24 protein-coding genes and 2 tRNA genes are annotated in these 26,091 nt (G+C 63.8%); 9 read left to right on the top strand and 17 right to left on the bottom strand.

Annotated elements, in window-relative coordinates; genetic code table 11:
- Positions 1–26: 26 nt before the first annotated feature.
- A complete protein-coding gene (locus tag ABS88_RS02160; protein ID WP_067107444.1) occupies positions 27–1,721 on the bottom strand; it encodes an amidohydrolase in 1,695 nt (564 codons plus the stop codon).
- Between the two features lie 65 nt (positions 1,722–1,786).
- On the bottom strand, positions 1,787–1,981 hold the full coding sequence (locus tag ABS88_RS02165; RefSeq protein ID WP_067107446.1) for a hypothetical protein: 195 nt from the start codon (positions 1,979–1,981) through the stop codon (positions 1,787–1,789).
- 175 nt (positions 1,982–2,156) lie between these two features.
- Between ABS88_RS02165 and ABS88_RS02170 the strand changes: the two genes are divergently transcribed.
- The 3 genes from ABS88_RS02170 to ABS88_RS02180 all read left to right on the top strand — a co-directional run bounded on the left by ABS88_RS02170 (position 2,157) and on the right by ABS88_RS02180 (position 6,437).
- Positions 2,157–2,241, top strand: a tRNA-Leu gene (locus ABS88_RS02170).
- 91 nt (positions 2,242–2,332) lie between these two features.
- On the top strand, positions 2,333–3,922 hold the full coding sequence (tig, locus tag ABS88_RS02175) for a trigger factor (RefSeq protein WP_104959545.1): 1,590 nt from the start codon (positions 2,333–2,335) through the stop codon (positions 3,920–3,922).
- A 157-nt stretch (positions 3,923–4,079) separates the two neighbouring features.
- Complete coding sequence (locus ABS88_RS02180) at positions 4,080–6,437, top strand: serine/threonine-protein kinase (RefSeq protein WP_158682152.1); 2,358 nt, start codon at positions 4,080–4,082, stop codon at positions 6,435–6,437.
- Positions 6,438–6,465: 28 nt separating this feature from the next.
- Here the strand turns inward: ABS88_RS02180 and ABS88_RS02185 are convergent, their stop codons facing one another.
- Complete coding sequence (locus ABS88_RS02185; RefSeq protein WP_067107452.1) at positions 6,466–7,083, bottom strand: DNA-3-methyladenine glycosylase family protein; 618 nt, start codon at positions 7,081–7,083, stop codon at positions 6,466–6,468.
- A gap of 100 nt (positions 7,084–7,183) precedes the next feature.
- Here ABS88_RS02185 and ABS88_RS02190 point away from each other — a divergent pair, with 100 nt between their 5' ends.
- Complete coding sequence (locus ABS88_RS02190) at positions 7,184–7,501, top strand: 2Fe-2S iron-sulfur cluster-binding protein (protein ID WP_067107528.1); 318 nt, start codon at positions 7,184–7,186, stop codon at positions 7,499–7,501.
- Positions 7,502–7,583: 82 nt separating this feature from the next.
- Here ABS88_RS02190 and rlmB read toward each other — a convergent pair whose 3' ends face one another.
- Positions 7,584–8,351: a 23S rRNA (guanosine(2251)-2'-O)-methyltransferase RlmB gene (gene rlmB / locus ABS88_RS02195; RefSeq protein WP_104959547.1), complete on the bottom strand. Its 768-nt coding sequence runs from the start codon at positions 8,349–8,351 to the stop codon at positions 7,584–7,586.
- A gap of 80 nt (positions 8,352–8,431) precedes the next feature.
- On the opposite strand from rlmB, the gene ABS88_RS02200 reads away from it, so the two are divergent.
- Positions 8,432–8,518: transfer RNA gene (locus ABS88_RS02200), tRNA-Tyr, on the top strand.
- Positions 8,519–8,691: 173 nt separating this feature from the next.
- Here ABS88_RS02200 and ABS88_RS02205 read toward each other — a convergent pair.
- From ABS88_RS02205 to ABS88_RS02245, 10 genes are all read right to left on the bottom strand, one after another.
- Positions 8,692–8,901 carry a hypothetical protein gene (locus tag ABS88_RS02205; protein ID WP_286748941.1) on the bottom strand — a complete coding sequence of 70 codons (210 nt, stop codon included), beginning with the start codon at positions 8,899–8,901 and terminating at the stop codon, positions 8,692–8,694.
- Positions 8,901–9,962 carry a phage portal protein gene (locus ABS88_RS02210; RefSeq protein ID WP_286748943.1) on the bottom strand — a complete coding sequence of 354 codons (1,062 nt, stop codon included), beginning with the start codon at positions 9,960–9,962 and terminating at the stop codon, positions 8,901–8,903. The genes ABS88_RS02205 and ABS88_RS02210 overlap by 1 nt, the downstream gene beginning before the upstream one ends.
- A gap of 1 nt (position 9,963) precedes the next feature.
- On the bottom strand, positions 9,964–10,482 hold the full coding sequence (locus ABS88_RS02215; protein ID WP_286748945.1) for a hypothetical protein: 519 nt from the start codon (positions 10,480–10,482) through the stop codon (positions 9,964–9,966).
- Complete coding sequence (locus ABS88_RS02220) at positions 10,479–11,087, bottom strand: HK97 family phage prohead protease (RefSeq protein WP_286748947.1); 609 nt, start codon at positions 11,085–11,087, stop codon at positions 10,479–10,481. The genes ABS88_RS02215 and ABS88_RS02220 overlap by 4 nt, the downstream gene beginning before the upstream one ends.
- On the bottom strand, positions 11,087–12,352 hold the full coding sequence (locus ABS88_RS02225; protein WP_286748949.1) for a phage major capsid protein: 1,266 nt from the start codon (positions 12,350–12,352) through the stop codon (positions 11,087–11,089). Before ABS88_RS02225 ends, ABS88_RS02220 begins: the two co-directional genes overlap by 1 nt.
- An 11-nt stretch (positions 12,353–12,363) precedes the next feature.
- The gene (locus ABS88_RS24995) at positions 12,364–12,675 is read right to left on the bottom strand and encodes an HNH endonuclease (RefSeq protein WP_353745037.1); all 312 of its coding nucleotides are present in this window, start codon (positions 12,673–12,675) and stop codon (positions 12,364–12,366) included.
- Positions 12,672–14,183: a terminase large subunit domain-containing protein gene (locus tag ABS88_RS02230; RefSeq protein WP_286748951.1), complete on the bottom strand. Its 1,512-nt coding sequence runs from the start codon at positions 14,181–14,183 to the stop codon at positions 12,672–12,674. Before ABS88_RS02230 ends, ABS88_RS24995 begins: the two co-directional genes overlap by 4 nt.
- Positions 14,184–14,921: 738 nt before the next feature.
- On the bottom strand, positions 14,922–15,164 hold the full coding sequence (locus ABS88_RS02235) for a hypothetical protein (protein ID WP_286748952.1): 243 nt from the start codon (positions 15,162–15,164) through the stop codon (positions 14,922–14,924).
- 215 nt (positions 15,165–15,379) lie between these two features.
- Positions 15,380–16,576: a hypothetical protein gene (locus ABS88_RS02240; RefSeq protein WP_286748954.1), complete on the bottom strand. Its 1,197-nt coding sequence runs from the start codon at positions 16,574–16,576 to the stop codon at positions 15,380–15,382.
- A 60-nt stretch (positions 16,577–16,636) separates the two neighbouring features.
- Complete coding sequence (locus ABS88_RS02245; protein ID WP_082737179.1) at positions 16,637–16,873, bottom strand: helix-turn-helix domain-containing protein; 237 nt, start codon at positions 16,871–16,873, stop codon at positions 16,637–16,639.
- Positions 16,874–17,007: 134 nt separating this feature from the next.
- On the opposite strand from ABS88_RS02245, the gene ABS88_RS02250 reads away from it, so the two are divergent.
- From ABS88_RS02250 to ABS88_RS02265, 4 genes are all read left to right on the top strand, one after another.
- Positions 17,008–18,174: a tyrosine-type recombinase/integrase gene (locus ABS88_RS02250; RefSeq protein ID WP_286748955.1), complete on the top strand. Its 1,167-nt coding sequence runs from the start codon at positions 17,008–17,010 to the stop codon at positions 18,172–18,174.
- A gap of 272 nt (positions 18,175–18,446) precedes the next feature.
- A complete protein-coding gene (locus ABS88_RS02255) occupies positions 18,447–19,691 on the top strand; it encodes a tyrosine-type recombinase/integrase (RefSeq protein WP_234002621.1) in 1,245 nt (414 codons plus the stop codon).
- Positions 19,692–19,769: 78 nt separating this feature from the next.
- Positions 19,770–20,006 (top strand): sigma factor, encoded by a 237-nt coding sequence (locus ABS88_RS02260; protein WP_104959549.1) that lies wholly within the window; start codon positions 19,770–19,772, stop codon positions 20,004–20,006.
- Positions 20,007–20,081: 75 nt separating this feature from the next.
- Positions 20,082–21,851, top strand: coding sequence for a tetratricopeptide repeat protein (locus ABS88_RS02265; RefSeq protein WP_083675097.1), 1,770 nt, complete (start codon positions 20,082–20,084; stop codon positions 21,849–21,851).
- Positions 21,852–21,914: 63 nt separating this feature from the next.
- Here the strand turns inward: ABS88_RS02265 and ABS88_RS02270 are convergent, their stop codons facing one another.
- The 3 genes from ABS88_RS02270 to ABS88_RS02280 all read right to left on the bottom strand — a co-directional run bounded on the left by ABS88_RS02270 (position 21,915) and on the right by ABS88_RS02280 (position 26,083).
- A complete protein-coding gene (locus ABS88_RS02270; RefSeq protein ID WP_076077904.1) occupies positions 21,915–24,026 on the bottom strand; it encodes a prolyl oligopeptidase family serine peptidase in 2,112 nt (703 codons plus the stop codon).
- Positions 24,027–24,124: 98 nt separating this feature from the next.
- On the bottom strand, positions 24,125–24,547 hold the full coding sequence (locus tag ABS88_RS02275) for a DUF4112 domain-containing protein (RefSeq protein ID WP_076075710.1): 423 nt from the start codon (positions 24,545–24,547) through the stop codon (positions 24,125–24,127).
- 42 nt (positions 24,548–24,589) lie between these two features.
- The gene (locus ABS88_RS02280; protein ID WP_076075708.1) at positions 24,590–26,083 is read right to left on the bottom strand and encodes an ABC transporter substrate-binding protein; all 1,494 of its coding nucleotides are present in this window, start codon (positions 26,081–26,083) and stop codon (positions 24,590–24,592) included.
- Between the last annotated feature and the right edge of the window lie 8 nt (positions 26,084–26,091).

Consider the following 26,091-nt stretch of genomic DNA (forward strand, 5'->3'; position numbering starts at 1 on the left):
ATGCCGGTGCTTTCCGGTAGCCGGGATCAGCCGGCCTTCGCCTCCCATACCGTCTCGCCCTCCTTCACCGTCTCCAGCACCTTGATGGCCTTGATGTCGTCGACCGGGGTGGTCAGCGGGTTGCGGTCGAGGATGACGAAATCGGCGAGTAGGCCCGCCTTGATGCGGCCCTTGCGATCCTCCTCGAACGCCTGCCACGCGGGGCCGGTGGTCAGCGCCTGGAGTGCCTCATAGGCGCCCAGCCGTTCGTCGGGTCCGCTGACCACCCCGGTCGGCGAGACGCGGGCCATCGACGTCCACAGCATGAAGCGCGTGTCGAGCGGCGTGACACTGAAATCACTGTGGTTCGATGCGATCAGTCCCGCGGCGCGCGCCGAGCGGAAGGGGCTGATGAAATCGACGACCTCCTTTGGAAAGTTGGTGCGGTGGACGTCGGCCCAATACCAGGCGTGATTGGAGAAATAGGCGGGCCCGACGCCGATGCGCCGATAATCGGCGAGTTGATCGGGGCGCTGGAACTGCGAGTGGATGACGATCGGCCGGCGGTCGTCGGCGGCGGTGATTCCCGCGGCGTCGAATCCCCTGATCGCCATGTCGATCGCAGCGTCGCCGTTTGCATGGACGAACAGCTGCCAGTCGCGGGTCGTTACCTTGCGGGCAAGATCGTCGAACGCTGGCTGGTCCATCGCGGGATGGCCATGCCACGGATGGATGCCGTCGGGGCTGCCGCGCTCGTAATCGCGGGTGAAATAGCCCGTGCGCGCCTGCACCGACCCGTCGAGGATGACCTTGATCCCCTGCAGCTTCACATGCCGGTCATAGGTGCCGAAGTGCAGGTCCGGCTGCGCCAGCAGCGCGTCGAGCCCCATGTAGATCGGCAGTAGCGCCAGATCGATCTTCAACTGGGCCTTCGCGTCGGGACCGGTGAAAAAAGCAAGGTCGGCGGGCATCGTCGCGCCGTCCTGCGCGTGGGTGTAGCCTTCGGCGAAATAACGCTGCTGCGCGGCGACGAGGCGTTCGAGCTTCTGCTCGGGTGTGAGCTGCGGCATCGCGGCGAGCATCAGGAAGGTCGATTTTTCGAGCAGCACGCCGTTCAGATGCCCCTCGGCATCGCGCAGCATCAGGCCGCCGGGGGGCGGTTCGCTGGCGTCGGTCAGCCTGGCCGCGTTGAGCGCGGCGCTGTTTGCGACGAGCGCGTGCAGCGACTGGTGCAGCACGACAATCTTGTGATCGGGCGACACCGCATCCAGTTCCGCGCGGGTGATGTGACGCTTTTCGGCCAGCTTCTCATTGTCATATTGCCAGACGACCACCCAGTCGTCCTTCGCGATGCCATGGCGCGCGATATGGTCGCGGATCACCCCCTGCAACGCGGCGATGTCGGTGATGGGAGGCAGCGCTGTATCCCACAGGTCGAGCCCACCCGCCATCTGCATCGCGATTCCGAAATGCGAATGGGCGTCGATGAAGCCGGGAAGCATCGTTGCGCCGCGCAGGTCGCGGATCGCGGCCTTTCCGCCGGCGGCACGGCGCGCGCGCGCCTCGTCGCCTGCGAACAGGATCTTTCCGCCCTTTGCGACGACTGCCGGCACGGTTTGCGGCGCGTCGCCGTCCATGGTGATGATCGTGCCGCCGCGATAGATGGTCGGCCGTTCCTGTGCAGTCGCAGGTAGCGCGAGCAGCGCCGCGAAAAGAGCCGTGGCCCGGATTCTGGATGTCATGCGTCTCTCCCGCCCCTACCGTGCGGATAGTCGGCGGGCGGGTCAAGGCCGGATTGGCGGGCCGGTCAGGGTTGCGGTGGCAACTCGTCGGGACCCCGGCCGGGCTGGTCGAGGTCGCCGCCGCCGGGGCCGTCGGGCAATTCGACGGGCCGGCCGGCCGGGTCTTCCAGTGGGTTCGGCTGCACCGGCTGCTCGGGCGGCGCCTGCGGCTCGATGGTATCGGGTTTGGGTTTGGGCAGCGGGTCGGGATTGGTCGCCATCATGCATCTCCTTGTCCTTTCAACGAATGGGATGATGCCATGTTCCGTTCCCCCGCATCCATGGGAAAAGGCGGCGTTCACCCTTGCTCTCGGCGTCCCGTCTGCTATAGCCCCGCGCGGCCCGCACGGGCGTGCGCGGCAGCGCGCGATTTCGTGCACCCGGCCGACAGCTCCTGCGGGCGTGGCGGAATTGGTAGACGCGCTGGTTTTAGGTACCAGTATCGCAAGATGTGGGGGTTCGAGTCCCTTCGCCCGCACCACCTCCGCGAGCTTCGATCGGGATATGGGGAACGCTGCCTTTCGGGCGGGGTTCATCGTTACGAGATTTTGAGCAAGGATAAGACCAAGGCAATGAAGACCGTCGAAACGCTGAACGAAGGGCTGAAGCGCGAGTATCGCCTGATCATCACTGCGAATGACATCGACGCGCGGGTCGATGACGAAGTGAAGAGCATCGCACCGACCGTGCGCATGCCCGGCTTCCGCCCCGGCAAGGTGCCGCCGAACCTCATCCGCAAGATGCATGGTGAGGCGCTGTCCGCTGATGCGCTCAACAAGGCGATTGACGAAGGCGTCAAGGTGCTGATGGCGGAGCAGAAGCTGCGCCCGGCGCTGCAGCCCGCGGTCACCCTCGCCGACGGTTACGAGCGCGGCAAGGATGCCGAACTGACCGTCGCGCTTGAGGTGCTGCCCGAAATCGAGGCGCCGTCGATCGACGGGCTGACGCTCGAACGGCTGACTGTCCCCGCCGACGACAAGGCGGTAATGGCGAAGATCGAGGAATTCGCTGTGCAGATGAAGCGCTTCGAGGACGCCCCCAAGACGAAGAAGGCCGCGAGCGGCGATCAGGTGATCATCGATTTCGCGGGCAGCGTCGACGGCGTCGCTTTCGACGGCGGCACGGGTGAGAACATGGCGGTCGAAATCGGCTCGGGCCAGCTCATCCCCGGCTTCGAGGATCAGCTCGTCGGCGTGAAGGTCGGTGACGAGAAGACCGTCAAAGTGTCGTTCCCCGAGGACTATCCGGTCGAGAATCTCAAGGGCAAGCCTGCCGAATTCGTCGTGACGGTGAAGGAAGTGAAGGTTCCCGCCGACACGAAGATCGACGACGAGTTCGCCAAGTCGCTCGGTCTCGAAAGCCTCGACAAGCTCAAAGAGCTGATGAAGGATCAGGTCGAGCAGGAGCATAACGGGCTCACGCGCACCTATATGAAGCGCAAGCTCCTCGATCAGCTCGCGGCGAGTCACGATTTCGAAGTGCCGCCGACGATGGTCGAGGCCGAATTCAACCAGATCTGGCAGCAGCTCGAACATGAAGCGAGCCACGAGGAAGACCCCGAGGCGGCAAAGGCCGAGCTGGAGAAAGATCGCGACGAATATCATGCGATCGCGGTGCGTCGCGTCCGTCTGGGCCTGCTACTGTCCGAGATCGGGCAGGCGAACGGGGTTCAGGTCAGCGCGCAGGAAATGCAGCGGCTGGTGACGCAGGCGGCGCAGCAGTATCGTCCCGAGGATCGCCAGCGCTTCGTCGAATATGTCCAGCAGGACGCGCTCGCCGCCGCGCAGCTCCGTGCGCCGCTTTACGAGGACAAGGTCGTCGACTTCCTGTTCGAGAAGGCCGAGATCAGCGATCGCGAAGTGACCCGCGACGAACTGGAAGCGGCGATCGAGGCCGATGACGACGGGCATGTCCACGGCCCTGGCTGCGGCCACGACCATGATCACGACGCCAAGCCGGCCAAGAAGGCGGCGGCGAAGAAGCCCGCCACCAAGAAGGAAGAGGCCGCCGAAGCCGCGCCCGCCAAGAAGGCGCCGGCGAAGAAGGCTGCGGCCGCCAAGGCCGATGACAAGCCGGCTGCGGAAAAGGCGCCCGCCAAGGCTGCCGAGGACAAGCCCGCTGCGAAGAAGGCTCCGGCAAAGAAGGCCGCCGCGAAGAAATAAGCTTCTTCGCGTCGCAAGAGACCGAAAGGCCGGGTGGGGAATGCTCCGCCCGGCCTTTTTCGTCGGTGTTCCCATTCCGGGACGCAGGGCGATCCAAAGGATCGACCTGCCGCGAAAATATACTAGGATCGACCCGGGCGAGATCGGGGGGATCAGCATGAACGAGCGCGAACGCGAAATACGGGTGCTTCGATTTTTCGAGGAATTGCTCGCGGTTGCCCCTGAGCGACGGGTTGTGTGGATCGACGCGCGAACGGCGGGTGAACCCGAACTGCGCGCGCGGCTCGAGTCGCTGTTGGCCGCAAGTGGCGACCCCGGTCTGCAGACCGGCATGGCTGCGTCGATGATCGACGACGAACCGGTTCCCGAACGGATCGGGCAGTATCGCATCATCGACGTCATCGGTCGGGGCGGCATGGGCACCGTCTACAAGGGGGAGCGGGTCGGCGGCGATTTCAACCACGTCGTCGCGATCAAGCTCATCAAACCGGGGCTGCTGTCCGAAGCGCTGATCGAGCGGTTTCAGCATGAACGCCAGGCGCTGGCCGATCTGGGCCATCCCAATATCGCAAGGCTTTTCGATGGCGGACAGACCGGCGGCGGCCTGCCCTATATCGTGATGGAATATGTCGACGGCGATTCGCTGGGCGACTGGCTGTCGAAGGAAAAGCCCGGCCTCGACCGGCGGCTCGATCTGTTCGAGAGCGTGTGCGACGCGGTCGCCTTTGCCCATCGCAACCTGATCATCCACCGCGACATCACGCCGTCGAACATATTGGTGACGCGCGACAGCGTCGCCAAGCTGATTGATTTCGGCATCGCCAAGCCGGTATCGGCGCTGTGGCAGGACCGCGCCGGCGTCGGCCCGTCGCTGGCGACGCTCAGCCTGACCCCCGGCTATGCCGCGCCCGAACGGATGACGGGCGGCGAGGCGACGACGCTGGTCGACATCTATTCGCTCGGCAAGGTGCTGGCGTTCCTGATTGACGGCGCCGAACGCGACCCGGAACTCGATGCCGTCATCGCCCGGGCGACGGAGGCCGATCCCGGCAAGCGATACGAGACCGCGCAGATGCTGCGCGGGGACGTCGCCGCGTGGCGCGCCGGCCGGCCGGTGTCGGCATATGGCGGCGGCAAGCGCTACCTGCTCGCCAAATTCGTCGGGCGCAATCGGTGGCCGGTCGCGTTCGCATCGGTGGCGCTGCTGGGGTTGACGGCGGCGCTGATCGCCGTGCTGGTCGCCAACGCCCGCGCCGAGGACGCCCGCCTGCGCGCCGAGGCCCGGTTCGACGACGTGCGCGCCTTGGCGAAGATATTGCTGTTCGACGCCTATGACGCCATCGACGCGGTGCCCGGAACGACCGATGCCAAATTGCTGCTTGCCGATAGCGGCAAGACCTATCTCGACAAGCTGGCTGCGGACCGCGACGCGCCGATCGATGTGCGGCTGGAGGTCGGCGAGGGCTATTTCCGCCTGTCGAAGCTGATCGGCTTCACCGGCGGCGGATCGCTTGGCAAGCGCGAGGAGGGGAAGCGGCTTCGGCAGCATGCGCTGAACCTGCTCGGGCAATTGCATCGCGACTATCCGCGCCGCGATGACATATCCTTGTCGCTCGGCCACCTGTTGGCGACCGCGGCCGGAGAAAGCTTGTACGGCGACGGCGATGCCAAGGTCGCGCGTGCACAGGCCCAGGAGGCGCAGCGGCTTCTCGGTGGGCTGGCGCGGCAGACGCCGCGCAGCGCCGGCGCCCTGGCCGGTGCCTATCTGTATCTGGGCGACAGCTATGGCTGGGACAATGACCTGCCGAAGGCGGGAGCGACCTACGAAGCGGGCATCAAGTTGGTGCAGACGATGCCGCCGGCTCTTCGCGACGAGCAGGCCACCCGCATTGCCCTGTCGGGCCTGTTGCGCCAGAGCGGCGAAGTCTACCGCTATGCCGACAAGCCCGACCAGGCGATCGCGCGCATGCGCGAAGCGGTGGCCCTCAACCGTGACATCGTTCGCGCCTCGAAGGGCGACCCCGCCACGGTCCGAAAGCTGGTCGCATCGCTCTGGTCGCTGGGCGACATGTACCGCGTCGCCGGCCGGCTGGACGACGCATTGGCGACGATCAACGAAGGGCAGAGCCTCGCGCGGGCGCAGCAGGCGGCGAACCCCAGGGATGCGGGCTGGCCCGAATCGGTGGCGCTGACCGGCATGGTGCTGGCCCAGATTCAAAGCGCCCGCCGCGACAGGCCGGCGGCGATCGCCGCGGCGCGGGAAGCGATCGCCATTCGCCGTTCGCTGGCCGCCAAGAGTGGCGGCAACAAGGGCGCTCGGTTGCATCTCGCCGTGGGGTTGAAGGACGGCGCCGGAGTCTATGCCGTCCTCGGGCGCCCGGATCTGCAATGCCCGGCCTTGCGCGAATCCCTGGCCATCATGCAAGCCTATCAGAAGGACGGAACGCTGTCGGAATATGACCGCGAAAACAATCTGAAACCGGTTACGCAGGCGTTGGCGCAATGCGCATCCTGACGGAGATTTCGGGGTAGGGGTAGGGACGTTAGATCACGTCCATGTTATAGCAGTGCCAACTGAAGATCGCCGCCGCGCCGCGGTGCGGGCGCCAGGGTTCGGCGAGTTCACGTACCCTTTTCTCGCTCGGCCGCGCGTCGAGGCACAGGATGCGGCCGACTGCTTCCTGCACCGCAAGGTCGCCCGCAGGCCAGATGTCGGGGCGTCCCTCGGCGAAGAGCAGGTAGATTTCGGCCGACCAGCGGCCGATGCCCTTGACCTTGGTGAGCAACGCGATCGCCTCTTCGTCGTCGGCGGGGAGGGCGTCGAAATCGAGCGCGCCGTCGAGCACGAGCTGCGCGAGGCTCTTGGCATAGCTCTGCTTCTGCGCCGACAGGCCGCAGGCACGCAGCGCGTCGAACTCGGCCGCGGCCATCACGTCCGCCGGGCAGCCTTCGCCGAACCCGGCCTCCAGTTTGTTCCAGATCGAATTGGCGGCGGCGACGCTGACCTGCTGGCCGACGATCGTGCGCAGCAAGGTCGTGTAGCCGGGCTCGCGGATGCGCGGTTCGGGATAGCCGGCGTTGCCGAGCGCGCGCGCGAAATTCGGTTCGACCGCCGCCAGCGCGTCGATTCCCGCGGTCAACTGCTCATGGCTCAGGCCCATTCGATATTCCCTTTTTGTTCCTGTCGTTTCCCTAGCAGCGCTTGATTTGCTGTGCAACGCGCGACATAGGCCAGCCGACTCGAAAATTATGGGGATGAGCATGGCCAAGCTGATTGTCGTGACGCGTGACGGGACCGAGCATGAGATCGAAGGCGACACCAGCCTGACCGTGATGGAGAATATCCGCGATGCGGGCTTCGACGAACTGCTGGCGCTGTGCGGCGGCTGCTGTTCGTGCGCGACGTGTCATGTCCATGTCGAAGAAGGCAGCCGCGATGCGATTCCCGCGATGAGCGAAGACGAGAACGACCTGCTCGATTCGACGAGCGACCGCGACGGCAATTCGCGCCTGTCGTGCCAGATTCCCTTCACCGCCGAACTCGATGGTCTGCGGGTGCGGATCGCCGAAGAGGATTGAGCCCGAAAGTCGCCCTAGCGAACGCTGGGACCTCTGGCCTTCTGTATAGCGATAGCGATCCCGGCTTTCGCCGGAACGCCGATCAGGCCGTCGTGGTCGCGACCGCGTAGAGCGCGACCGCCGCGGCGTTCGAGATGTTCAGGCTTTCCATGCGCGGCGAGATCGGTAGCCGCGCGAGCACGTCGCAATGCTCGACGACATTGTGGCGCATGCCATCGCCCTCCGACCCCAGCACCAGCGCCACCTTGCTGCCGTCGAGCGCCTCGCCGAGCGTCGTCCGGGTATCGCCGGTCAGACCGATGCGCCAATATTGCGCCTCGGCGATCTCATCGAGCGCGCGCGACAGGTTGACGACGCGTATCCACGGCACGGTTTCGAGCGCACCCGACGCGGCGCGCGCGATGACACCGCTTTCGGGCGGGCTGTGTCGGTCCTGCGTGATGATGGCGGCAGCATCGAAGGCCGCAGCCGAGCGAAGCACCGCACCGATATTGTGCGGGTCGGTCACCTGGTCGAGCAGGACGAGCGGGCGCCGGCTATCGGCATCGACCTCAGCCTGCAATATGTCGGCGAGGAAGATATCGTCGAGCGGATCAACTTCGATCACCAGCCCTTGGTGCGGCGCATCGCGTGCGACGAGTCGCGCAAGGTCGGCGACATCGGCATAGCTGATCGGAATCACCGGCGGCAGGTCGAGCTGACCGAGCGCTTCGCGCGTGCCCCAGATGCGCCGGACGCGGCGCTCGGGATTGGCGAGTGCGGCCAGCACGGCGTGCCGGCCCCAAAGCCGGACGCCCTGACCGCGCGGATTGCCACCCTGCGGGCGGCGATGACGGGAAATTTGTCGCATAGCGCGCGGCCTTTCCCACGACTGCCATTGACAGGCAAGCCTCGTTTCGCCATGGCACCGCTTCCCCGCAGGGGCCCCATGGACAGGTGGCCGAGTGGTTAAAGGCAGCAGACTGTAAATCTGCCCGGGTTTCCCGTACGCTGGTTCGAATCCAGCCCTGTCCACCACAAAAAATGACTGAATATCAAAGACTTATAAGAGGCTCGGTAAATCAGTCAGTTTTGAGCCGTGTTACACCGTGTTCCACGCAATTCCGCAGATTTCCGTCGGTTTCAAACCGGTGACGGCGACTCCATGCAACATGGATGCAACACGGCGTGACATGGGAAACGGCAGAAACTCAGCCCTTGTGGGGCGATTCGCCGACCATCTTCGCAAGGTTATATCCCTTGCTGGCCTTTTTGCCGCTGAGGGCTTCCCGGCAAGCCGCCACGAGGACAAGGAACGATTCGGCGTCCGACGCTTTAGGGGGGTGTTTATGTTCCTCTTCCCACAAGCGGAACGCCATATCGGATACTGCGGCTTCTAAGTTGTTTTTGATGTCAGTCATCACTCTGCCCAATCAATGAAGGATAGCGCATCTTCCACCGCTTGCGGATCGAGACCCGCCTCCTTGGCCTGTGTCAGTGCCTGAACCATCGCGCCAAAAGCACGGGCACGACCGCCCGCATCAAAGGCTTGCGCTGGACGCACGACGTCAATGGAGATTTGGCTGGCAAGCTTGTCGCTCGCTTCTTCTGCCATCATAACGGCCATTGGCTGCAAAATCCATTGCGCGAGATGACGCTGCGCTTCCCTCACAAGCGGACCTTGGGCGTTGGGAGCAAACATTGCGGGCAAAACACCGAACGCGGCAAAGATCGCTCCCCTTGCTTCAGAAAGGCTTTGCACGGCCTGCGACGGCTGAAGGTCTGGAGTGACGCCCTGAGGCTTCCAGTCCTGTTGCGGCGTTGGCCCGCCAGCAGCAGTCACGTTCACAGACTCACGGAGCATGACCCGGCCCCGGCGAGCGCGAAAGCCTCGGCCCAGCGTGTCGAGGTCCACGTCGGGGGATTCGGGAAACGGAACGACTTGCGAGCCGAGCGGCGCGTTTTCGTAAACCTCAGCCAGCGCCGATTCCAACGTGTGAAGCAACCCAGCCGTAAGCTGTGCCCGGCGCAAGGGAGCCTGTCCTGCCCACGGTGCACCCGGATCAGGGGCTACGCGAAAATGCAGCACCTCGGCAGCCAGCACGGTTTCGTTCCGCCCCCCGCCAATCTCCGGAATAGCCACGCGATACGCCTTGGGCACCCCGTCACGGGTCGAAAGGTCATAGTCTATGATCGGGATCAGCTGATCGCGGATCAGAAAGACAGCCTCGCCCCGCAGCGCCATCGCCCGGGCAGCAATCGCCATATCCTGCCGCCTGAGCATGTCAGTTCCGGTGATGTCGGCCAGCGCAAAGCCGGATTCCCAAAGCGAGACACACGTTTGAACCGTGGCAGTCAGATCGCCCAGACCGAGCCGCCCAGCGACATAGGCCTCGCGGGCTGCCATGACCTGAGAAGTATATCCCGCATTCGACGCGGAACGGGTTTCCGCCTTGTTGAATAGACGTTGAAGCAGGTTCATTTTAGAAGACCCTTCTAAAGGGACGAAGCAGATCGCCAGCGCCAGAGTTCGCCATTGCCATCGACGGTGAAACCTGATCGCCACGGATCGAGACATCGGCATCGCCGGAGCTAAAGCGATTCACGCCCACGGGCAGTTTGCTTCCAGATTCGATATATTTTGCGTATCGGCGGACGGCTTCCAGAACGGCAGCGGGGGCAGGGCCAGCGCCGACCGAGCCGGTGATCGTCACCAGACCGCAGGGGAGAATATAGCCTCCCAGAGGGCCAGTTTCAGGCGAATAGGGCGCATCGTCGCCGACCTGAATCTCGATACCCGTTACCGGAGCCAGTGGCGGGATAAACTCGCAGCCAGTGGACAGCACGCGCCACTCCACCGAGCGCGGCGTATAGCGAAAGGCGATGTGATACTCGATCCTTTGCCACGCGACGGCCAACGCTGAGCCGGTCACGCCCTCGACGGCGGGGTAGCTTGCTGGGATGCCTTCAAGCTGAGTGAGGATTGCCTGCTCTTTTCTCATGCGCGCCACCTTCGCAAGGCGTTGAGATAGGACGCCGGGGGAGCATCTGGGGCAGGATTGAACGAGCGCAGATCGGCCTCGGTGTCGTGATATGCAGGCCGCGTCACCATCGAGAGCTCGAACAGGATCGCCGCGAAAATGGTGCGGATCAGGGCGTTACCTTCCGCCGGATTCTCTTCCGTTGTCTCTTCCGGTTTGGCGACCGCTTCCGGTGGCGCAACCCTGAAGCCAGGACTGATTCCACCGATAAGGCCCGCTTCAAAGGCTGCGATAAAATCCTGCGCCCATGTGCTTCGTAAGATTTCCGGGGTTAAGATCGCTTCAAAGTTCAATGCCGCCGACGTGTCAGAAAGCAGCAGCGTTCCGGCTTTCCGCGATGCCAGCGGCTTGTCGAACGAATGGCCGATTAAGAGGTGGATGTCACGGTCGGCATCGTTTACGGCGTAGGAAAAAGCTTTTGGGGCGAATTGCTCTTTCTTAGGCCGACGCCCATTGCCGCCTGCATCCATCACCGCGCGCTTGCGATAAGGAAAGCTGCCTTTGAGCCGCCGGGTTCCATCCCCAGCGGCTCGCAGTTCCAGCCCCGCATCAAAGACGGGGGCCATCAGCTCGGGTCCGTGATCTCAAGGCCGGTCACAACCTGAAGCTGCGCCGGTCGAGCCACCGTAACGTCGGCAGTCGTGAGGGCCGTGAGCCGGAGACCGCCCGATTGCGCGTCCGAGAACGGATCGCGGATCAGATCGACCGCACCCCACAGGCCGACGAACACCGGGGCGACGCCGCCTGCATTCGTGGTCAGCAACGCCACCGGCGGCGTGCCTCCCGGCGTCGGCAGGGCATTGGCGGTCTGGACGATTCCCCCGAGCTGCGCCTTCGCGCGATCAAACTCGGTGACGCCGGAGCCGGTGAAGGCCTCGGTACCATCCATGTAGCTCCACATTTCGGGACGAATCAGCGCCTTCACCGCCTCGGGGCCAGATGCCGCGTTCGCCGCCATGAACCGCACCACCGCAGCCCGCAGCGCTGCCCACGTTGCCGGACCCGCCGCGCTCGTGCTCGTAATGCCATAGGTGCCAGCGCCCGCGACGACGCCGAGGGGCTGACCGTTCGCACCCGTGCCGAGGAAAATCGCCTTGTCGAGTTCGGCGCCCATGGTGCCGTTCATGTCGCGCCGAATGGCCTGTTCCAGCGCATCGCCCGATTGCAGCATTGCTTTTCGGCTGACACGCATATGGATGCCCAGCGTCTGTTCGGGTTTCAGGGCCTTGTCGGTCGTCGCATAGGTCGTCGGACCGGCCACATTGGCAAGTTCACCGTTCGCCCAGCCTGCCGTGACCGCGCTGGTCGTCACCGGCCATTCGACCGCGCCGCTGCCAATCTGGATAAGCTGCGCGCCCATTTGCGCCGCGACGGAGCCGGGGAAGAGACGGTCGATAATCGGCCGCGTCTGGATCGGATCGGGCGTGCCGCTGGCAATGGTTTCGCCCGCCCGTGTTTCAAGGGCCATGAGCGGAACGGGAACCCCGCGATAGCCGCCGGCCGATCGCAGTTCCTGCACGACCTCAGCCGTTCGGCCCTCAAGGGAGCGGCCTTCGTCCAGCGCAAGCATGACCTGGCGCATTTCAAAGCCTGCGACCAGATCAGCAAACTCGCGGTCTGAGCGGGTTTCCAGTTCAGTGCCAGCTTCCCGGCGCTCGCCATCTTCAGCGATCAAAGCGGCGCGATAGCGGATTTCGTTGCTGCGATACTCGCCATCAAGCGTTTCCATTGACCTAGTTTCGTCGGCGGTGGGGGATTCTTTACCGGCCAGTTCAGCCAGCGTCTGCCGGATTTCGCTTTGACGGCGAGAGATTTTAACGGATTCAAGCATTCAGGGAGTCCTTACGTGTGGAGAGTGGAGGGAGGAGAGAGGCGCATAAAATCGCGCCATTGCTGTCTTTCCGGGGAAAGCTCGGGATGCCCGCATTCCACGCGGGTTTTCTTGCTGTGGCAGGTGCCGCAGAGGGTTTGCAGATTCGTCAGGTCGAAGGCGCGATCCGGATCGGACCGAAGCGGCTGGATATGATCGACCTGCAATCGCTGGCACGAACCGCATTTTACGCACGCGAAACCGTCGCGCCGCTTGGCCGAGTGTCGCAGTGCTTTCCACCGGGCAGTTTTGTAAATGCTGGCCCCGTGACGTTCCCACCTCATGCCCAGCCTATCCGAGCTTTTTGGCGAGCAGGCCGGGCAACCTGTCTGGCACCTTCCGCGACGGCAAGCACCGTAGCAGCAGCGGCGTCAATGCGACCCAGTGAACGGCCCTTGGCGAGCTTGGCGTTGCCTGCCGGATCGACCAGCGTGATTGCATCCGCGAAGGCAGACCGGAGCAAGAGGGAGGGAAGTGTCTTAACTTGCCCGTCAAACAAGGCCCGGCGAAACCGCTCAATATCCTCCGCGCCGTCTTTCCATCCGAAACCGCGCCAAATGAAGGGGACGCGCGATAAACCAGCCTTTGCCATGGCCTCGGTAAACTCGGCGTGCCGGAACCGGTCGCCGACGATGCAAGTCACCGGATAGCCGTCGAGTTGCCGCACAACGCTGGCCAGCCACGGGCCGGGGGGCACGGTATTTTCGCCCAGCACGGATAGCTCGCCGCGCTCGTGCATCTCCGAATAGCGACCAGAAACGCCATCCGCTGCACCGCGATCCACGAGGCCGGGAATAGCCGGGAAGGTGCCGATAGACTCAAGGCGTCCCGTCATCGGCCAAAACATCGCTGCTGCCGACATTGAGCGAGAGCCGCCCAGATCGACACCCAGCACGCACGGGCCATCCCGTTCGGGGAGTTCAGAGACCTCAGCCGATAGCCATTCGTCCACGGTGATGAGAACGGAACGGTCCTCGGTGCTAACCCGCTCGTTCCGGTTGAGATTACGGAAGGACGCAAGGGCCGAGCCGCCCCGCGCAATTGCCCGCTGAGCCTGCGCTTCCAGCCATTCCAGCGACGCACCGATGCCCTCGAGCGCACCCGGGTTAGCCTGAAGCAGCGATTCTCTATCGTCAGCAGGGAGGCCAAACGGGGGCCGATGCTCTTGCACGAAGGTGCCGGGAGGAGGTTCGTCGAGCCAGCGCGAGAAAGTGTTCGCATCGTCCGGGGCAGAGGTTGAAATGATGAGAGCTTTGCCGTTGCGCTTGCCCAGACCTGACAAAATCGCGTTTTCGAGCAGATCGCCTTTGTCGCGCTCCCACGCTGCCCGCTCGTCGAGGATAGCCAGATTAGGTGCCCCGCCCAGAATCGAACGCCCGTCGGCGGCAATGCAGCGCGCAAGGCCGGTGCCGTTATTGTCGTATTCAATTTCGAGCCGGGAGCCGCGCCGGATCGTGAAAAGTTCGCGCTCCTCCTCAGGCAGGCCGTCGATGAAGCCGACCATGAAGCCAAATGCCGTTTTGGCTTGATCGCGGTTGCGCGCCGCCATGATGATCTCGCGCCGGGGCTGGTCATCCCAGACACCCATCACCGCACCAAGTGCTATTCCAGCAGACAGCGCCGTTTTCGCATTGCCGCGACCGATGCTTAGACACCCGACCATGACATCGGGGGCCATCGCCCCGCGAACAAAATCACGCTGGTATGAAGCCAGCCGAAGAGGCTCTCCCGCTTTCGGACCCTCGGGAATTTTGAGCGTTTCGAGGAAGGAAATGACGGCCTCAGCGGTCATATTTTTCCCCGATTTTTTTGGGAGAGAGAGAGGAAGACCCCCGCCCCCGAAGCCCCCCCCCACAGGGATGCCTACTATTGGAACCAAGTCCGAGGGGGGTGTCCCCCGCCCGTTCCGCCCGTTTGTGACACCGGACGAGCGAGCGAGGGACGGGTCGGCGCTTTGGTTCTGTTGGCCACATGGGCCGCGCCGACGTAACCCGCTCAGCGGCGTTCACGCTGTCGGGTATCTGGGTTTTCGAAACTGTGCTGGGTGTCGAACGCATGCAAACGATATGCCCGCAGCGCAGTGCCAAAGTTACCGCCGCACCTTAGCCTATCGCCCTGCCCCGGCATTCCCATGCGAAACCCAATGTGTCGCGTGACACCGAACGGATCGAGTATAGCTGCCCCGAGAATGGCCCAGCCGTCACGCTCACGGTCGGAACGGCGTCGAGCGTATCAGGGCCAAGGATCAGCAACCGCACGTCGCGTTCCTGAAAGTCAGCGTCTGCCCGCATGTCTTCCGTTACGTCATCAACCTGAACGTGAACGTCAACGCCATATGGAGTGCCGGGGTCGATGATACTCCCGCCCAGATCGTAAACGGGTTCGCCCGGATAGTTGAGCGAGCCGGGGTGATATGGCCCGCCAACGGCAGCACTGATCGATAGGGCAATGTCACGGAAAGTATCGTCAAGCATGGTGCCCAGATACGATACCGTGGCTCGTGGCTTTACGTCCGATTTCCGGTGCAGGATTAGGATGGATCAAGCGGGCAACGCGAACCATCATCGCCAACTTCTACCGCTCGCGCCAATTCTAGAAAATAGGGGATGTCTGCTTTACTGTAAGATACGCTCTTACTTTGCTTGGCAGCATCCTGCAAATTCCTAGCGATTGCCGCTATGGTTTTGTCGCTGAGCTGACCGCCCTCGCGCAGGCCATTAACAATTGCCATGAGCGTCATCCGAAATGCACGATTGCTTATATCTAACGACATAAATTAATCCTCCCGAAAATTCTCTATCATTTTGCAAATTTATAGAGATACCCCGGAGCAGGGCAATGTAATTGTGAGCTGTGGAGAAGAAAAAAGTCCCGACGAAGCGAAAAATCCCCCCCATTCACCATCATCCATCGTCCATCGTCCATCATCCATATAAGTCCATCTACCATAGTAAGGCATTTTTACGTTTTTCCTAAGATTTCTGCCATTTATTCGCTTTTGAATGCTATCTCATTCGGGGCGGTTTTTTGCTCCACTCGCAACCCACCGAAGCCACATATTTCTGCCGCTTCTTGCATGAGTTCGGTTAGCTCATCGGCTCGCGATGCCACTGTGATGAAGCTGTCATGAACCGGAAAAACGAAAAATCCTCGCCTCAGAGATTCCGAGATGACGGTTTCCGCAATGCGGCTATCTTCGAATTGGAGATTAAGTCCGACACCTTGAAATAGCATGTGCCGGATTGGATCATGAGCTTCGCGCAGGGCGTCAAGCAAGCGCCAAGAATATTCGCCAACACCCCGGCCGATTTCCTTGTATAACTCGTTCTGCACCGCCTTCTGGGCCGTTCGGATGCATTTGGTGTTGAGCGCGCAGAGCATGGCAAGCTTGCAATGCCCTCGATTAAACTGCTCCATCGCTCCCGCAGAATATGCATCCGGCGGCGCAATAAGGCCGCTTTGGATATAAAGCATTGATGGATGCACGGCTTTGAAGTCGACTTCGCAAACCAGCTCGCCGTTAATATCAATGGCCAGTCGCTCATCGGCACTGAATCCTTGCCAGCCACCTTGTGAAAAGAGTCGGCCGCCGCACCTCCATTTGCCGTTCAATATTGAGCGCATTGGCGCATCGGCAGCGGCTGGCACCTTAAAATCTGTTTTCGCCTCATGCCACTCATTTAATGTCCGCCATCGCCGCCGAGGAGCCGGACTGTCGCGCAGCGCGGTCTCGATGTATTTTTCGTCGCGGACTATGACTAGCGGGCCAATGTCATGGGCCGGCCTCCGCGAGCCGAGATAGGCATGCAGTTCCATGCGCGGCATGATGATACTTTCGCCCCGATTGTCATTGGCGGGATACTGGGCTGCCGTTACACCATGCGCCAGTCCCGCCGCGATCAAAGCATCAGCAGCGGTCGCGTTGTTTCGTCCGCCTTTACGCGCCTTATTTCTAGTGTAGTGTCCCGGTCGTTCAGCCGGAAAATCTGCGACAGCGTAAATAAAAGGCATGTGCTGGTCGCCTAGGCCGAGTCGCCTAAGCTCGGGGAAATTGTCTATCTCACCCTTTGATTTCTTGTATTTGTCACCGATGGGGCGATGCCGAATTTCCTTACCGATATGTATGACAGCGCGATCAGCGGCGGTTGTTTGCGCGGCGCGGGCCGCTACATTTGAAAATGTCAATCGTCAATGACTCCCGCCGGGCTGACGCACTAACGTCGGCCCGGCATTTTTTGTTGCTGATTAGGCCGCTGCTGCCGTGAAGGCGCGTTCAAGCTCCGATTTCCGAAACAAAAGCTTTGCGCCCATCCGAATCGCTGGAATCCGGCCCTCTGCTGTGAGGTGGTAAACGGTTCTCGCGGGAAGCCCGAGATAGTCCGCTGCCGCCTTGGCTCCGTCGAGCAAGTCGTTCTTCAATTCACTCAATTCTTCGACCTTTCCACAAGATTTAGCCACCCCCGATGGATGACCCACCACCATAGTATTGCGCGGAATTCGCGCGGCAAGGGCGTAGCATCCGAAGTGAAACGCAATACCGCCGTATGAGCACGTCTTGACGCAATTAGATTGACTTGTTCTGGATCGGTCGGACCGATTCGACGTAGGAGAACGGAATGGCAACGATTAGAAAGCGCACCTGGCTCTCCCCCAAGGGCGAGGAAAAGACGGCCTGGATCGTGGATTACCGCGACGGCAGCGGGGCGCGGAGGTTTAAGCAGTTCAGCCGCAAGCGCGATGCAGACGCGTGGCTGACAAGCGCGGCGTGGCAGGTTTCGCAGGGCACGCACACCGCTGACAGCCAGAGCATCACCGTTGCCCAAGCCTGCGAGATATGGATTGCAGCGGCGGAGAGCAAGGGGCGCGAAAGGGGGACCCTGAGGCAGTACCGGCAGCTTGCCGACCTCCACATCGCGCCGCTGATCGGGGCCGAGAAGCTGTCCCGTCTCACCCAGCCCAAAGTTGCGGCGTTCCGGGATGAGCTGATTAAAACGCGCTCCCCCGCCATGGCCGCCAAAATCGTGCGCGCCCTGTCGTCAGTGCTTCGCGAGGCCCAGCGGCGCGGTTTAACGGCCCTGAACGCAGCGGCTAATGTGAAGGTCGAGAGATCAACACGAGATAAGCCCAAGGCTGAAATTCCGACGGCTGCCGAATTGCGCGCGATGCTCGATCATGCCCCCGAAAATTTCAAGCCGCTGCTGTTGACGGCAATCCTGACTGGCCTGCGCGCGTCTGAACTGCGCGGCCTCCGCTGGGCGGATGTCGATTTCAAAAATGCCACAATCAGCGTTAATCAGCGAGCTGACCGATACAATGACCTTGGACCGCCCAAGTCAAAAGCCGGATATCGCACAATTCCAATTCCCGGCGCACTTGTAGCGGTTTTACGCGAATGGAAATTAGCGTGTCCTTTGAGCGAGCACGACTTGGCTTTTCCGAACCGCAAAGGCGGCGTGCAGAATTACAACGACTTGCTCCGGGATAAGTTTGCTCCCGTCCAGATCGCAGCCGGCGTCGCCGATCCGGTCGTCGAGAATGGCGAACCTAAGTTGGACGATAACGGCAATCCGGTGATGGTGGCGAAATATGGTTTCCATGCCCTACGCCACGCCTGCGCCAGCGGCTGGATTAAACAGCGCGTTGATCTCAAGCGGCTCACCACCTGGCTGGGGCATAGCAGCGTCCAGCTTTCGATCGACGTTTACGGACACCTGCTGGCGGACGCCGAGGGTGATGCCGCGCTCGTCAACGCCGCCCATGCGTCGCTGCTAGGTGGAACATAGATGTAACACAGAATAGAAAATACTAGAAAAACCTTGCGTTGTGTAAGACTGTAAATCTGCCCGGGTTTCCCGTACGCTGGTTCGAATCCAGCCCTGTCCACCATTTTTCCTTCCGGGGACTTCCGTCAAAGTCCCTAGAAATCCCAGAAAACCTAGCATATTATGCCTGCGGCTTTCCGCTCGCATCCGCTGCCGTTCGTGTGCAGCCGAAGCGTAGTGTGGGGAGAAATGTGGGGAGAGATCGGCTTGCTCCCACATTTTGACGCCTCAAAGTGTGGGGAGAGAATCCGATGGGTAAACTCACGGCGATAGCGGTCAAGGCGGCCCTGACTAATCCCGGCACCTATCAGGACGGAGACGGGCTGTTCCTGAAGGTGGACAAGCACGGCGGGGCCTATTGGCTCCTGCGCTTGCAGCGCGACGGCAAGAGGCAGGACATGGGGTTGGGCAGCGCCAAGCTGCTGACGCTGGCGGAAGCCCGCGAGAAAGCTGGCGGGCTACGCAAGGCGGTCAAGGTCGAACGGCGCGACGTTCTGGCGGAACGGAAAGATGAAGCCGCCGCCAAGGTGACGTTCCGCGAAGCAGCTAAGCAGTATCATGCCGAGAACAAGGCGGGCTGGAAAAGCGCCGTTTATGCTCGCCAGTGGCTCGCTAGTCTCGAAAACCACGCCTTCGCGAAATTGGGTGATATTCCGACCGGCGGCATCACCTCGCCCGATATCATCAACGCGCTGTCGCCAATCTGGCAGGACATTCCCGAAACAGCGCGTCAGGTCCGCAACCGGATTTGCGCCGTTCTCGACTATGCCCATGCGAAGGGCTGGCGTTCTGCCGAAGCCCCATCGGGTAATGGGAGCCTGAAAGCCGGGCGCGGCCTGCCTCGGCAAGTGAAGGAACGCGCGAACCGTAAGGCGATGCCCTATGTCGCGGTGCCTTCCTTCATGGTGGCGTTGCGGCGCAAGCCGTCGTTTGGGCGGATGGCGCTGGACCTACTCATCTTGACTGCTGTTCGTTCGCAGGAAGTGCGCCTCGCCACATGGGCAGAATTCGACCTTGAGAGCCGTCTATGGACCATTCCCGCCGATCATATGAAGCGGAGCAAGGCACACATGGTTCCGCTCTCCGACGCGGCTCTGTCGGTGCTTGCGAAGGCGGCGGCGTTCAGGATGGCAGGGAGCGATGTCGTGTTCCCCGGGGTGGCCGGCAAGCCGATGTCGGACATGACGCTGCTGAAAGTGATGCGCGACATGAGTGAGCCATATCACGTCCACGGCTTCCGTTCGGCCTTCACCGACTGGGCGGCGAACGAAGGCTTTGCCGATGCGGTGGTCGAGGCGGCGTTGGCCCACAAGACGCCAGATGCGGTGCAGGCCGCCTATCGCCGCACAACCTATCTTGGCACCCCCGACCAGCCGGGCGCGCGCGTGAAGCTGATGGCCGCATGGGGGCGCTATTGCGCGAACGGAGCGGCTGGCACGGGCAATGTCGTGCCCCTTCCGGGCAAGAAAGCGGGATAGTCTCCGCCTCCGATTCCCAGCGTCTTGACATAGTCCGATTTCCGCACACCCTCGCGCGAGGGAGGATTCGCGGGCGCAATGGACGATCTCGATCAATGGTTTGCCGAGCAGATATTGCCCTATGAAGGCGCGCTGACCGCCTATCTGCGGCGCGTCTGGCCCGATGCGTCGGAGGTCGCCGATCTGCGGCAGGAGGTCTATGTCCGCGTCTATCAGGGCGCGGCCAAGCAGCGCCCGCCCGTTGCCCGCTTCTTCCTCTTCACCGTCGCGCGCAACCTGCCACCAAGACCTTCGCCATCCCATCGGCTGAAATGACACCGCCACTCTTTTGAGCGGCCCCCCTTCGTGATAGATTGCTGCGATATTCACCTTCGGGGGGAGGGGATCGGGATGCGTCATCCGTTCAAGGCGGCCGCGATCGTCGGCATCGGCTTTTCGCTCGCCAGCTTCGCGCCCCTGCCGGGCTTTTCGACCGCGGCGCTCGACGCGCTCGACCCGAGCCGGCTCGCCGGACTGAACTGCGGGGCGCAGCGCGCGGGGTCGGCGCTGGCGCAGAATCTGCTCGTCGCGGCGGCGATGGCGGCGCCCGCCAGCCAGGTGCGGCCGATTCCGCTCTATCCCGATCTTGCCGCATCACCATTTCCCGTCTCGACACGCGATGCGCAGGCGCGAAGTTATTTCAGCCAGGGCCTGCTCCTCAATTACGGCTTCAACCATGCCGGCGCAGTGCGTTCCTTCCGCGAGGCGCAGCGCCGCGACCCGGACTGTGCGCTCTGCTGGTGGGGCGAGGCGGTGGCGCTGGGGCCGAACATCAACGCGCCGATGGACGAGCGCGACCGCACGGCGGCGCTCGATGCCATGGACCGGGCGATGGTGCTGCGGGCCGCGGCGTCGCCGATGGAGCGGGCGCTGATAGAAGCCGTCGCGCATCGCTATTCGCGCGATGCCGGCGCGGATCGCGCCGCGCTCGACGCCGGCTACGCCGATGCGATGCTCGGTGTCGCGCGCGCTTTTCCGGGCGACGACGATGTCGCGGTGCTCGCGGCGGAGGCGGCGATGGATACGACGCCGTGGAACTATTGGGAAGCCGACGGAAAAACACCGGTGGGCCGCATTGGCGAAGCGGTGCGGCTGATCGAAATCGTGCTGCGCCGCAACCCCGACCATGTCCAGGCGAACCACCTCTATATCCATCTGATGGAGGCGCGCGATCCGCAGCGGGCCGAGGCGGCGGCGGACCGGCTGGCGAAACCGCTGGCGCCGAGCGCCGCGCATCTCGTCCACATGCCGGGGCATATCTATCAGCTGCGCGGCCGGCACGCCGATTCGATCCGCGTCAACGTCGCCGCGGCGCGCGCGGACGAAGCCTTTATCCGCAGCGCGGGCGACGACGGTCTGGTGCGCTATGGCTATTATCCGCACAATGTTCACTTCATCGTCACCTCGGCGCAGATGGCGGGCGACATGCGCACCGCGGTCCGCGAGGCCCGGCGCCTGCGCAGCGTGCTCGACCCCGCGACCTCGGCGCGGATCGGCTGGATTCAGGCGATCGATGCGGCACCCTATTTCGCGATGGCGCAGTTCGCCGATCCGAAGGCCATATTGGCGATGGTCGCGCCCGATGCGCGCCTGCCCTATCCGACCGCGATGCGCCATTATGCGCGCGGTGCCGCCTATGCCGCGCTGCGCGATCGTGCCGGATTCGAAGGCGAAATGGCCGCGATGGCGAAGCTGCGCACGTCGGGCGCGCTGGCCGACCTGATCGAGCAGGGCCTGCCCGCGACGGATTTGGTGATGCTGGCCGAACGGGTCGCGCGCGGCCGGTTCGCGGCATCGCTCGGCCGCCATGACGAGGCGATCGCTTTCTATCGGCAGGCGATCGAAATCGAGGACGGCCTGCCCTATCAGGAGCCGACCTTCTGGTATTATCCGGTCCGGCAATCGCTCGGCGCGGCGCTGTTCCAGGCGCGGCGGTACGACGAGGCGAGCGAGGCATTTCGCGGCGCGCTGGCGCGGACGCCGAACAACGGCTGGGCGCTTTACGGGCTCGGTCGGAGCGAGTCCGCGCGCGGTCGCAGGCTCGAAGCCGCGGCCGCGGACCGGGCGCTGTCGAAGGCGTGGCTCGGCGACCGGCGCTGGCTTCGCATGGATCGTCTGTAGCTGGCGTCCGCCTCCGCAGCGCGCAGTCGGTTCCGGAAAGCGCGCCAGGCGGCGTTTCCGGCTCTATTTCCTCTCCTCCAGTTCGCGCAGCAGAAAGGCGTGGAGCATCGCCGCGCGCACGGCATCCTCGGCGTGATCGGCACCGACCGAATGACCGCCCTCCAGATATTCGTGGTAATAGACGCGGTTGCCGTATTCCTCCAGCTTCGCAGCGAACTTGCGCGCGTGGCCGGGGTGGACGCGGTCGTCCTTGGTTGACAGGTAGAGGAAGATCGGCGGATAGGAGACGCCGTCGCGCACATTCTGATAGGGCGAATATTGCGCCATGAAGGCCCAGTCCTCCGCCTTGTCGGGATCGCCATATTCGGCGACCCACGATGCGCCCGCGAGCAGGTGCGAATAGCGCTTCATGTCCTTGAGCGGCGAGCCGGAGATCACCGCGCCATACAGGTCGGGACGCTGCGTCATCGCCGCGCCGACCAGCACGCCGCCGTTCGACCGGCCCGAAATCGCGATCCCACCCTTTGCGCTGACCCCGGTCTTCACCAGATCCTCGGCGACCGCGTGGAGGTCATCGAAGCTGTTCTGGCGCTTCTCGCGCAGCGCCGCCTGATGCCAGGCGGGGCCATATTCGCCGCCGCCGCGGATATTGGCGAGCACATAGGCGTTGCCGTCCTCGACCCAGAACAGGCCCAGCGGTCCTGCGCGATAGGGCTGGCCGGTCAGATAGCCCGGCGTCTGCGCCGCGCGAAAGCCGCCATAGGCATGGACCAGCGCCGGGACCGGCCCCTTCGTACCGGTCTTGCGGACGAGGAAATAAGGGATTTTCGTTTCGTCCTTCGAGGTGGCGAAGCGCTTTTCGACCGTCATGCCCGCCGCATCGAAGGTGGCGGGCAGGCTTTGCACCGTTTGCGCCGCGCCGGTCTCGGCGACGGCATACAGCGTCGGCGGGTCGAGCATGGTCTCGCTGGTCGCCAGCGCGATATCACGCTTGCCGATCGTGCTCACGAGGTTGACCGTCGCATTGGTCGCGAGCGGCACCTCGCGCTGTGACCAGGCGCCCGTCGCCGCATCGCGGCGCACGGCGAAGAGCTTGCCCTCGACATCGTCGAGCGCCTTGACCCACAGCAGGTTATCGCTCGCCGCGACCTCCTCGATCGCCTGCGCGCGCGTCGGGGTCATCACTGGCACCATCGCCGTCTGGCGCCCCACTGCCATGTCGGCAAGCGACATCGCGACCAGTGAGCCTTCGGCGATCGCGCCCGCCGACTTGTTGAGGAAGACGATCGCCTGTCCGCCGAGCACGTCGCGCAGGTCGGCGGTGTCGGGGATCGGCGCGGTGACGAAGCGCGATCCGTCGGCGCTCGGGATCAGATAGTCGGTCGTGTAGAAGCTCTTGCCGCGCCGGATCAGCGTCCACAGCCGGTCGCCGTCGACGAGCGTGAAGGGCGCCATGCTGACGTCGCTCGTCTCGCCCTCGGCCACCACGGCGGCATCGGACAGCGGCGTGCCGCGCTTCCAGCGTTTGACGATGCGCGGATAGCCCGAAGCCGTCATGCTGCCCGCGCCAAAGTCAGTCGCGACCAGCAGCGTGTCGGCATCCTCCCACGCGACATTGCTCTTTGCTTCCGGCAGCGCGAAGCCGCCGTCGACGAAGCGGCCGGTCGTGCGGTCCCATTCGCGCACGACGTCGGCATCGGTGCCGCCGGGGCTCAGCGAGACGAGGCAGCGGCGATATTCGGGGGCGAGGCAGTCGGCCCCGTGCCAGACCCAGCTTTTTCCTTCCGCCTTGCCGAGTGCGTCGACGTCGATCAGCACCTGCCATTCGGGCTTGCCCGCCAGCCAGGCGTCGAGCGGGCTTTGGCGCCACAGGCCGCGGGGATTCTTCGCATCGCGCCACAGGTTGGTGACGACATCGCCGATCACCTCGTCGGGCATGGCGATCTGGCGTTCGTCGTCGAGGATCGCACGGGCGCGCCGGCGATCCGCCTCGAAGCCAGGGCGCGACAGGATCAGTTTGTCGGTGGCGGCATTTTCCGCCTTCACCCAGTCGAGCGCCTTCGCCCCCTCGATCTCCTCGAGCCACAGCCAACGATCCTCTTCTTCCGCCGCGGCCGGGGCGGCGGCGGACAGCGAACAGGCTAGGGCAAGCGCGGCAAGGCTGGCGCGGATCATCATCATCTCCCCTGAAGCATCCTTTGGCTGATGCTGTGCTAGCATCATCACACACCGCGAGGGAAGGGGCGACCGATGCGTCGGATCAGTTACCGCTCTTACTGGTCGATGACGACCGTGCCCGGATGATGCTTGTCGAGGTGCTTCTTGATGATCTTCAGGTTGCGCGTGTTCGACCGGAACAGCAGGTCGAAGGCGTCGCCCGCGAGCGGGATCGCGCCAAGCGCAGTGTCGACGCTCAGATTGCCGATCATCCGCCAGATCTGCCATTTCGACATGCCGAGGTTGCGCGCCTCCCATATGATATAGGCGCCCATCACCGCGGTGATCGCGTCGCCGACCACCGGAACGAGGCCGACGATCGCGTCGAGCCCGACCGGCCGGTTGATACCGGGGATGGTGAAGCTGCGTTCCAGAATGATTTCCAGCGTCTCGACGCGCTTGCGCAGCGCCGCCGGATCGCGCCGGTTGGGGATCAGCGCCTCGAAGATCGCGTCGGTATTCGGGGACGAAGGGGCCATCGGGGTCCTTTCAGCAAGCGCCCGAAGCTGGGCGCCGTCCGATCAGGTGGGGGCGGCGATCAGGCGATTCAATGGGTGCTGGGCGCGGGCGTTGGCGCGCAGTCCGGTGGTCCGCTGCGACGCGACCGACCAGCGCAGCGGCGTCGCGAGCGGGATGAAGGGGACATAGCGGGCGAGAACCGCCTCGGCCTCGGCGATCTGCGCCGCGCGCAGAGCGGGGTCGTCGTTGAGCGCGGCACGGTCGATCAGCGCCTGCGCTTCGCGATTGCACAGCGTGTCGCTGCGGCACGACAGTCGGCGCAGCGGCCACAGCGCATCGTCGTTGGGCGTCACCTCGTCGATCAGCTTGAGGTCGGTTTCGGCGTCGGCGTCGACGCGGCGGCTCGGCACCCCGATCGCCGCGAAATCGGCGGCGACATAGGCGAAGAGGATGCGCCCGCCGGGCGAATCGGGCACGGCGATGCGCAGCGGCGCGATGTCGCCGCGCGCCGCGCGCCAGCGGTCGACGACGCGCCGCGCCTGGATCAGGCGCGAATCGTCGTCGAAATCGGCCCACGCGGGCAGCAGCGGCGCCGGGCCGCCGTCGCGACGGTAAAGCGCCGGGCGCAGCGTCATCTGCGGCTGCCATTCGGTGAGCCCGAAGGCATCGACGAGCCGCTGCCGCCGGATCGCGCGCACCAGCGCCTCGCGGTTGGCGTCGGTGGCCAGAAATCCCTCGGCGCGCACGAACGCCAGCCCGAACAGGCCGGGAACCGGATCGACGACAAGGCGCGAGCGCCCGATATTCGACGCGACGAAATAGGGCAGCGTCGAAAAGCGCCCGCCGATCACCGCGTCGGCATAGCCGTTCTTGAACCGCGCCAGCGCGCCTGCGGGCGACGTTCCGACGAGTTCGATCGAGGCGGCGGGATCGTTGGCGGCTTCTTCGGCCTCCTCGGGGTCCTCCGCGAGCGGATCGGGAACGGGCGACAACAGCATCGCGCGGCCATGCCGTTTCGGTCGCATCGGTCCCCAGCCCATATCCTTGTCGACGATCGCCATCGACGGTTGGGCGAGCAGTTCGAGAATCGCGGGCTGCGGCGCGGCGAGGCGGATTTCGATGACGCTGTCGGTCATCGCCTTGATCGTCTCGATCTCGGGGAAATCGTCGCGCAGGACATGTCGGCTGCGCGGCGACAGATAGGTGCGCAGGATCGCGGCGACGCGTTCGGCCGTCACCTTGCGGCCGTTGCTCCATTTCGCCTCGCGGATGCGGAAGATATAACTGAGCCCGTCGCCGGTCACCGTCCAGCGCTCGGCGAGGCCGACGTCGATCTGCCCCTCTCCATCATAGCTGACCAGCCCCTGCGCGGTCGCATCGAGCAGTGCGGCATTGGCGGCCGACAATTCGCCGTTCGCCGGATTGGCGGCGGGATTGAGCGGCCCGATCGCCGCGACGCGGACCGGCCCGCGCTCGCCGAACAGCCCGCAACCGGCAAGCAAAAGGGCCAGAAGCCCGGCCGGGACGAACCGCGCGCCGTTGCCGCCAGCCTTCATGACCTGCC

Source organism: Sphingopyxis sp. SCN 67-31, assembly GCF_001725095.1.

Excerpts from the sequence above, each read along its gene's own strand:
- ABS88_RS02160 (WP_067107444.1), bottom strand. The coding sequence starts at position 1,721 with ATGACATCCAGAATCCGGGCCACGGCTCTTTTCGCGGCGCTGCTCGCG.
- ABS88_RS02165 (WP_067107446.1), bottom strand. The coding sequence starts at position 1,981 with ATGGCGACCAATCCCGACCCGCTGCCCAAACCCAAACCCGATACCATC.
- tig (WP_104959545.1), top strand. The coding sequence starts at position 2,333 with ATGAAGACCGTCGAAACGCTGAACGAAGGGCTGAAGCGCGAGTATCGC.
- ABS88_RS02180 (WP_158682152.1), top strand. The coding sequence starts at position 4,080 with ATGAACGAGCGCGAACGCGAAATACGGGTGCTTCGATTTTTCGAGGAA.
- ABS88_RS02185 (WP_067107452.1), bottom strand. The coding sequence starts at position 7,083 with ATGGGCCTGAGCCATGAGCAGTTGACCGCGGGAATCGACGCGCTGGCG.
- ABS88_RS02190 (WP_067107528.1), top strand. The coding sequence starts at position 7,184 with ATGGCCAAGCTGATTGTCGTGACGCGTGACGGGACCGAGCATGAGATC.
- rlmB (WP_104959547.1), bottom strand. The coding sequence starts at position 8,351 with ATGCGACAAATTTCCCGTCATCGCCGCCCGCAGGGTGGCAATCCGCGC.
- ABS88_RS02205 (WP_286748941.1), bottom strand. The coding sequence starts at position 8,901 with ATGACTGACATCAAAAACAACTTAGAAGCCGCAGTATCCGATATGGCG.
- ABS88_RS02210 (WP_286748943.1), bottom strand. The coding sequence starts at position 9,962 with ATGAACCTGCTTCAACGTCTATTCAACAAGGCGGAAACCCGTTCCGCG.
- ABS88_RS02215 (WP_286748945.1), bottom strand. The coding sequence starts at position 10,482 with ATGAGAAAAGAGCAGGCAATCCTCACTCAGCTTGAAGGCATCCCAGCA.
- ABS88_RS02220 (WP_286748947.1), bottom strand. The coding sequence starts at position 11,087 with ATGGCCCCCGTCTTTGATGCGGGGCTGGAACTGCGAGCCGCTGGGGAT.
- ABS88_RS02225 (WP_286748949.1), bottom strand. The coding sequence starts at position 12,352 with ATGCTTGAATCCGTTAAAATCTCTCGCCGTCAAAGCGAAATCCGGCAG.
- ABS88_RS24995 (WP_353745037.1), bottom strand. The coding sequence starts at position 12,675 with ATGAGGTGGGAACGTCACGGGGCCAGCATTTACAAAACTGCCCGGTGG.
- ABS88_RS02230 (WP_286748951.1), bottom strand. The coding sequence starts at position 14,183 with ATGACCGCTGAGGCCGTCATTTCCTTCCTCGAAACGCTCAAAATTCCC.
- ABS88_RS02235 (WP_286748952.1), bottom strand. The coding sequence starts at position 15,164 with ATGTCGTTAGATATAAGCAATCGTGCATTTCGGATGACGCTCATGGCA.
- ABS88_RS02245 (WP_082737179.1), bottom strand. The coding sequence starts at position 16,873 with ATGGTGGTGGGTCATCCATCGGGGGTGGCTAAATCTTGTGGAAAGGTC.
- ABS88_RS02250 (WP_286748955.1), top strand. The coding sequence starts at position 17,008 with ATGGCAACGATTAGAAAGCGCACCTGGCTCTCCCCCAAGGGCGAGGAA.
- ABS88_RS02260 (WP_104959549.1), top strand. The coding sequence starts at position 19,770 with ATGGACGATCTCGATCAATGGTTTGCCGAGCAGATATTGCCCTATGAA.
- ABS88_RS02265 (WP_083675097.1), top strand. The coding sequence starts at position 20,082 with ATGCGTCATCCGTTCAAGGCGGCCGCGATCGTCGGCATCGGCTTTTCG.
- ABS88_RS02270 (WP_076077904.1), bottom strand. The coding sequence starts at position 24,026 with ATGATCCGCGCCAGCCTTGCCGCGCTTGCCCTAGCCTGTTCGCTGTCC.
- ABS88_RS02275 (WP_076075710.1), bottom strand. The coding sequence starts at position 24,547 with ATGGCCCCTTCGTCCCCGAATACCGACGCGATCTTCGAGGCGCTGATC.
- ABS88_RS02280 (WP_076075708.1), bottom strand. The coding sequence starts at position 26,083 with ATGAAGGCTGGCGGCAACGGCGCGCGGTTCGTCCCGGCCGGGCTTCTG.